Origin of the sequence: Streptomyces pacificus, from assembly GCF_011766325.1 — a bacterium.
In the GTDB taxonomy this organism is placed as follows: domain Bacteria; phylum Actinomycetota; class Actinomycetes; order Streptomycetales; family Streptomycetaceae; genus Streptomyces; species Streptomyces pacificus.
Genome location: NZ_BLLG01000008.1, coordinates 258195 through 264444, shown reverse-complemented (window position 1 = coordinate 264444; position 6250 = coordinate 258195). Strand labels below are relative to the sequence as shown.

The 6250-nt window shown below is 71.5% G+C and carries 5 protein-coding genes and 2 rRNA genes; 5 read left to right on the top strand and 2 right to left on the bottom strand.

The window, feature by feature from the left end:
* Both SCWH03_RS16225 and rrf read left to right on the top strand, forming a co-directional pair.
* Positions 1–106 (top strand): 23S ribosomal RNA (locus SCWH03_RS16225); the annotation flags it as partial.
* A 110-nt stretch (positions 107–216) separates the two neighbouring features.
* Positions 217–333 (top strand): 5S ribosomal RNA (gene rrf / locus SCWH03_RS16220).
* 155 nt (positions 334–488) lie between these two features.
* Here rrf and SCWH03_RS29635 read toward each other — a convergent pair.
* Positions 489–1217, bottom strand: a complete 729-nt coding sequence (locus SCWH03_RS29635) for a hypothetical protein (protein ID WP_173264758.1) — start codon at positions 1215–1217, stop codon at positions 489–491.
* Positions 1218–1562: 345 nt separating this feature from the next.
* Here SCWH03_RS29635 and SCWH03_RS16210 point away from each other — a divergent pair, with 345 nt between their 5' ends.
* Positions 1563–2462, top strand: coding sequence for a tetratricopeptide repeat protein (locus SCWH03_RS16210; RefSeq protein WP_254076792.1), 900 nt, complete (start codon positions 1563–1565; stop codon positions 2460–2462).
* Between the two features lie 125 nt (positions 2463–2587).
* Here the strand turns inward: SCWH03_RS16210 and SCWH03_RS16205 are convergent, their stop codons facing one another.
* Positions 2588–3829 (bottom strand): DUF1015 domain-containing protein, encoded by a 1242-nt coding sequence (locus SCWH03_RS16205; protein WP_173264971.1) that lies wholly within the window; start codon positions 3827–3829, stop codon positions 2588–2590.
* Between the two features lie 171 nt (positions 3830–4000).
* Here SCWH03_RS16205 and SCWH03_RS16200 point away from each other — a divergent pair, with 171 nt between their 5' ends.
* Both SCWH03_RS16200 and SCWH03_RS16195 read left to right on the top strand, forming a co-directional pair.
* Entirely contained in the window at positions 4001–5035 is a 1035-nt protein-coding gene (locus tag SCWH03_RS16200; RefSeq protein WP_173264944.1) for an HAD-IIA family hydrolase, read from the top strand.
* Positions 5036–5173: 138 nt separating this feature from the next.
* Positions 5174–6235: a FecCD family ABC transporter permease gene (locus tag SCWH03_RS16195; protein WP_173264943.1), complete on the top strand. Its 1062-nt coding sequence runs from the start codon at positions 5174–5176 to the stop codon at positions 6233–6235.
* Positions 6236–6250: the final 15 nt, after the last annotated feature.

Genomic DNA, 6250 nt, shown 5'->3' with positions numbered 1-6250 from the left:
CTTGATGGGGTAAGGCTCCCAGTAGACGACTGGGTTGATAGGCCGGATATGGAAGCCAGGTGACTGGTGGAGTTGACCGGTACTAATAGGCCGAGGGCTTGTCCTCAGTTGCTCGCGTCCACTGTGTGGTTCCCGGGTTGCGAACAGTCGCACCGGTCGAACCAGATTCACTTCTCCAATTGAAAAGTGTGCTTGTTCGCTCGAACCCGATAGGGTTTCGGTGGTCATAGCGTTAGGGAAACGCCCGGTTACATTCCGAACCCGGAAGCTAAGCCTTTCAGCGCCGATGGTACTGCAGGGGGGACCCTGTGGGAGAGTAGGACACCGCCGAACAATATTTCAGGACCCGTGGTCCCAGCGTTCAGCTGGGACCACGGGTCCTTTTTGTTTTGCGTGTTGGGATCTTTTCCCGGAGCGCGTTGGCCGGCCGGCTGCGCGAGAATTGACTGCGGTACCCGAAGACAGGAGCCTTACCGATGCCCACCAACTCAGCCGACGATCGCCCTGAACGCGAGCCGCGACACCGAGATGGTGGCGGCGATCGGCGCGGCCCGCGCCGGGACGACAGCCGCGGCGGCGGTTACCGCCGCGACGAACGAGGCGACCGCGGTGGTCCGCGCCGGGATAGTCGGGACCGCGGCGGTTCCTTCTCCCGTGACGAACGTGGTGATGGACGCCGTGACGACCGCCGAGCCCCCCGGGATGACCGTGGTGGCTATGGGCGTCGGGATGACGAGCGGCCGCGTGGTCCGCGCCGTGATGACGACCGTGGTGGCTATGGCCGGCCCCGCGGGGGCTACCGGGCCGGTGACGAGCGTGGTGGGTTCCGTCGTGAGGGTGATCGGCGAGACGACCGCGGTGGTTATGGGCGTCGGGATGACGAGCGTGGTGGGTTCCGTCGTGAGGGTGACCGGCGAGACGACCGCGGTGGTTATGGGCGTCGGGATGACGAGCGGCCGCGTGGTCCGCGCCGTGATGACGACCGTGGTGGCTATGGCCGGCCCCGCGGGGGCTACCGGGCCGGTGACGATCGCGGCGGGTTCCGTCGTGAGGGTGACCGTCGGGATGACCGCGGTGGTTATGGGCGTCGGGATGACGAGCGTGGTGGGTTCCGTCGTGAGGGTGACCGGCGAGACGACCGCGGTGGTTATGGCCGGCCCCGCGGGGGCTACCGGGCCGGTGACGATCGCGGCGGGTTCCGTCGTGAGGGTGACCATCGGGATGACCGCGGTGGTTATGGGCGTCGGGATGACGAGCGGCCGCGTGGTCCGCGCCGTGATGACGACCGTGGTGGGTTCGGTCGTCGGGATGACCGTGGTGGTTATGGGCGTCGGGATGACGACCGTGGCGGGTTCCGTCGTGAGGGTGACCGGCGAGACGACCGCGGTGGTTTCGAGCGTCGTGACGAGCGGCCGCGTGGTCCGCGCCGTGATGACGACCGTGGTGGCTATGGCCGGCCCCGCGGGGGCTACCGGGCCGGTGACGACCGCGGCGGGTTCCGTCGTGAGGGTGACCGGCGAGACGACCGCGGGCGGGACAGGGACCGGGAGCCCATCAAGAGGTTGCCGATCCCCGAGGATGTCAGCGGTGAGGAGATCGACAAGGACGTCCGCCAGGAGCTTCAGAGCCTGCCCAAGACGCTCGCCGAGGATGTCGCGAGGAACCTCGTCATGGTGGCGCGGTTGATCGATGAGGATCCGGAACAGGCGTACGGGTACTCGCGGGTGGCGCTGCGGCTCGCGTCCCGTGTTGCCGCGGTGCGCGAGGCCGCGGGTTTCGCCGCGTATGCGACTCAGCAGTACTCGGAGGCACTCGCGGAGTTCCGCGCCGCGCGCCGGATGAGCGGCGGTGTCGAGCTCTGGCCCGTTATGGCCGACTGCGAGCGGGGCATGGGCCGACCCGAGCGGGCGCTGGCGATGGCCGGTGAGACGGAGGTGCAGAAGCTGGACAAGGCCGGCCAGGTCGAGATGCGCCTCGTCGCCGCGGGTGCCCGCCGGGACATGGGCCAAGTGGATGCGGCCATCGTGACGTTGCAGAGCCCCGAGCTGGCGTCGAACGCGGTGCAGCCGTGGACTGCGCGCCTTCGGTACGCGTACGCCGACGCACTTCTCGCCGCCGACCGGGAGTCCGAGGCGCGTGAGTGGTTCGCCAGGGCCGTCGAGGCGGACAAGGACGGTTCGACCGACGCCTCCGACCGGCTTGCCGAGTTGGACGGCGTGGAGTTCGTCGATGCCCTGGTCGACGAGGCCGACGCCGATGCCGACCCGAGCGCCGATGCAGGCGGCGGCACCGACACAGACACTGAGAGGAAGGACGCCGGGAGCGACGACGACGCCGGGGATGCGGGCGGTTCCGGCGTGCGTCACCCGGTCGGCGACGCTTCCGAAGCCACTTCCCACGGCTCCCCGGGCGCCGATCGGGACGGCGATCAGGGCGCCGATCAGGACGGTGGCAAGGTCTGACGCCGCTGCCCGCACGGCCGGTCACCTGCGGTGTTCGAGGGCCCGGCTCCCGAGCGGTACCGCTCGGGAGCCGGGCCCTCCCCGCTCTCCGCCCGTCGTGCTCTCAGTCGGTCGTGCTCGGGGCGTCAGTCCAGGCTCAGACTGCGCAGTACCAGTCCGGTCGCCGGTTTCGGGCCGAAGGACGTCGACTTGCGCGGCATCGTGACGCCTTGGCGGGCGAGGTCCCGCACGACCTCCTCGCGAACGGGGTGCATGAGCACGGCGGTGGCGCCTCTGCGCTCCGCCTGGATCACCGCGGCCTCCGTGTCGTGGATGTAGGTGATCTGCTCGGGCGAGTCGGGGATGTGCCAGATCCGCTCCAGCAGGGTGGCGTGGAGCACGGTCGCGTCGAGCCGGCGCCAGGCGTCGGGGCGGTCGTCCCGGACCGTCCGTTCCAGGAGGGCGGGGTCGGGGCGGTCGATGAGGTGGAATCCGCCGTCCCCGGCGAGGACGTAGGCGTTGCCTTCGCGGACGGCCTCGGCGAGGGCACCGAGGGCGTGCGACAGCGGCCCGTCGATCCGGCGGACGCGGAACAGCCCGTCCACCGCGGCGAGCGCCTCCGCGGCCGGCAGCCGGTTCAGCAGCCGGTGGATGGCGCGGACCTGGAGGGGGTAGCGGGCGGTGTCGATGAGCAGGACCAGGCCGTAGTTCCAGGCGTCGGGCGCGCGTTGCTCGTCGCGGAGCTGGAGGTAGGTGGCCCAGCGGTGGTGGCCGTCGGCGATGAGGGCCTGCTGGCCGGCCAGGTCGGCGGCGACGTCCGTGAGGTCGCCGGCGTCGGTGACCGACCAGAGGCGATGGCCGAAACCGTCCTCGGTGGTCGTCGACAGCAGCGGTTTCTCGTGAATGACGCGCTCGATGACGGCGCTCGCCCCGTTCGCGGGTCCCTCGCTGCGGTAGGTGAGCAGCAGGGGTTCCAGATTGGCGCCGGTGGTGCGCATCAGGTCCGCACGGTCGGCCACCACGTGCGGCATCACGTCCTCGTGTGGAAGGACGACGCCCTCCTCGGGGGCGGATAGGGCGAGCGCCCCGATGATGCCGCGCTGCAGGAGGACGCCTCGGCGCTGTTCGTAGACGTACAGCGCGGGCTCGGGATCGGGGGCGAGGACGCCTTCGGCGACCCAGCGGGCGAGGGTCTCGGCGGCCTGTTCGTGGCGTTCGCTGGCGGTGGCGGCCTGAGGGAGGATCAGCCGGACGATGTTGTACGGGTCCGCGGATTCCAGATGGTGCAGCCCGTCGGGCCGTACGACGACGTCGTAGGGGGGTGAGGTGACGGCGGCAAGACTGCCGACCCGCTCGGGAACGTAGCGGAGTCCACGGAACGGGACCATGCGCAGACCCTCGGCTGCCCTGTCACCCCTGTCACCTCGCGCGCTCATTGGTGCATCGTATGTGGCCGGAGTGATGAGGGATGATCCGGGGGAGCGTGTGACGGGGGTGCGCCTTGGATCGGTCGCCCCGGCCGCAGGCGCCGGGAACCGGGAGCAGAGGAGTGGAGCGGCATGGGTGAGCAGGGCAGAACCAGGCCGGACGGCAGCGTGCGGGCGCTCAGCGAGGTGTATGACACGGCTCTGCTGGACCTCGACGGGGTGGTGTACGCGGGCGGGGAGCCCGTGCCGCATGCGGTGGCGTCCCTGGGGACCGCGCGCGAAGGCGGGATGCGTCTGGCGTATGTCACGAACAACGCCCTGCGGACACCGGAGGCGGTGGCGGCGCACCTCACCGAGCTGGGCGTCCCCGCGGAGTCGCACGACGTGGTCACCTCGGCCCAGGCCGTGGCCCGGCTGATCGCCGCACAGGTCCCGGCGGGTTCGCGGGTGCTCGCCGTCGGCGGCGAGGGGCTGCGGGTGGCGCTGCGCGAGCGCGGTCTTGAGCCGGTGGACTCGGCGGACGACGACCCGGCGGCCGTGGTCCAGGGCTACGGCGGCCCGGAGCTGACCTGGGGCCGCCTCGTGGAGGCGTCCTACGCGGTGGCGCGAGGGGTGCCGTGGTTCGCGTCGAACACGGATCTGACGATTCCGAGCGCACGGGGGATCGCGCCGGGCAACGGCGCGGCGGTCGAGGCCGTGCGGCTGGCGACCGGCCGCGAGCCGCAGGTCGGGGGGAAGCCGCAGCCGCCGATGCACCGGGAGACGATCCTGCGGACCGGCGCGGAGCGGCCGCTGGTGGTCGGGGACCGGCTCGACACCGACATCGAGGGGGCGTTCAACGGCGGAGTGGACTCGCTGCTCGTGCTGACCGGGGTGACGGACCCGGCGCAGCTGCTGCGGGCGGAGCCGAAGCACCGGCCGACGTACGTGGACGAGGACCTGAGGGGGCTGCTCACCGGACAGCCCGAGGTGGGGTCCGCCGGTTCCGGGCAGGAGTTCGTCTGCGGCGGCTGGACCGCCTCCCTGCGGGGGGAGGCGCTCGTGATCGACGGGGACGGCCGACGGCTCGACGGGCTGCGGGCTCTGTGCGCGGCGGCGTGGACGTACGCGGGGGACGGGACCGGGTCGCCGGACGCGGGGAAGGCGCTCGCCAGGCTCGGGTGGTGAGCGGATGCGCGGGGCGGGGCCGGCCGCGGGAGGCGGGGAGCGGGTGGCCGACCGGGGTACGGAACGCGAGGCCGGGCCGCTGGGCCGGGATCCGCTCCCCCATCAGGGCGGGTCGTGAGGGTAGGCTAGCCTAACCGCGTGTTGGTCGACAGTCCTCCCGAACAGAGCGCGGACCGGACGGCCGCGGCATCCGCGCCCGAGCCGGTCAGGCGTCATGCACTGCGTGCGGCCGGTCTGCTGCTCGCCGTCGGTGTTCTGGCGCTGGTCTGCGTCGCGAGCATCGCGATCGGTGCCAAGCCGGTACCGGTCTCCGACGTGTGGCACGGGCTCTTCCAGAACTCCGGTACCGGCAGCGACGTCGTGATCCGCGACCTCCGGGTGCCCAGGACGGTGCTCGGCCTCCTGGTGGGCGTCGCCCTGGGCCTGTCCGGTGCGGTGATGCAGGCGCTGACCCGCAACCCGCTCGCCGAACCCGGTCTGCTCGGGGTCAACGCCGGCGCGTCCGCCGCGGTCGTCACGGCCATCAGCTTCTTCGGGGTCACCTCGATCTCCGGGTACGTGTGGTTCGCCCTCCTCGGCGCAGGCGTGGTCTCGGTCGTCGTGTACCTGCTGGGCGGCAGTCGCGGTGCCACTCCGGTACGGCTCGCGCTCGCCGGGACCGCCGCCACGGCCGCGCTGTTCGGCTATGTCAACGCCGTGCAGCTGCTGGACTCGGCAGCCCTGAACCGGCTGCGTTTCTGGACCGTCGGCTCGCTCGCCTCGGCCGATCCCGCCACGATCGGCAAGGTGGCGCCGTTCCTCGCCGCCGGGGTGGTGCTGGCACTGCTGATCGTCCGGCCGCTCAACGCCATGGAGATGGGCGACGACACCGCCCGCGCGCTGGGTGCGCACATCAACCGGACCCGGGTGCTGGCCATGGCCGCGGTCACCCTGCTGTGCGGTGCGGCGACTGCCGCCTGCGGGCCGATCGTGTTCATCGGGCTGATGGTCCCGCATCTCGTGCGGGCCGTCACCGGCCCCGATATGCGGTGGATCCTGCCCTACGCCGCCGTGCTGGCGCCCGTGCTGCTGCTCGGGTCGGACGTCGTCGGCCGGATGGTCGCCCGTCCCTCGGAGCTGCAGGTCGGCGTGGTCACCGCGTTCATCGGCGGACCCGTGTTCATCCATCTCGTACGGCGCAAGAGGATGGCGCAGCTGTGAAAGCCGTGAAAGCCG

Bases quoted from the DNA above. Each gene is read 5' to 3' on its own strand.
- SCWH03_RS29635 (WP_173264758.1), bottom strand. From the start codon at position 1,217: ATGGTCACCCTCACGACGGAACCCGCCGCGATCGTCACCGGCCCGGTA.
- SCWH03_RS16205 (WP_173264971.1), bottom strand. From the start codon at position 3,829: ATGGTCCCGTTCCGTGGACTCCGCTACGTTCCCGAGCGGGTCGGCAGT.
- SCWH03_RS16200 (WP_173264944.1), top strand. From the start codon at position 4,001: ATGGGTGAGCAGGGCAGAACCAGGCCGGACGGCAGCGTGCGGGCGCTC.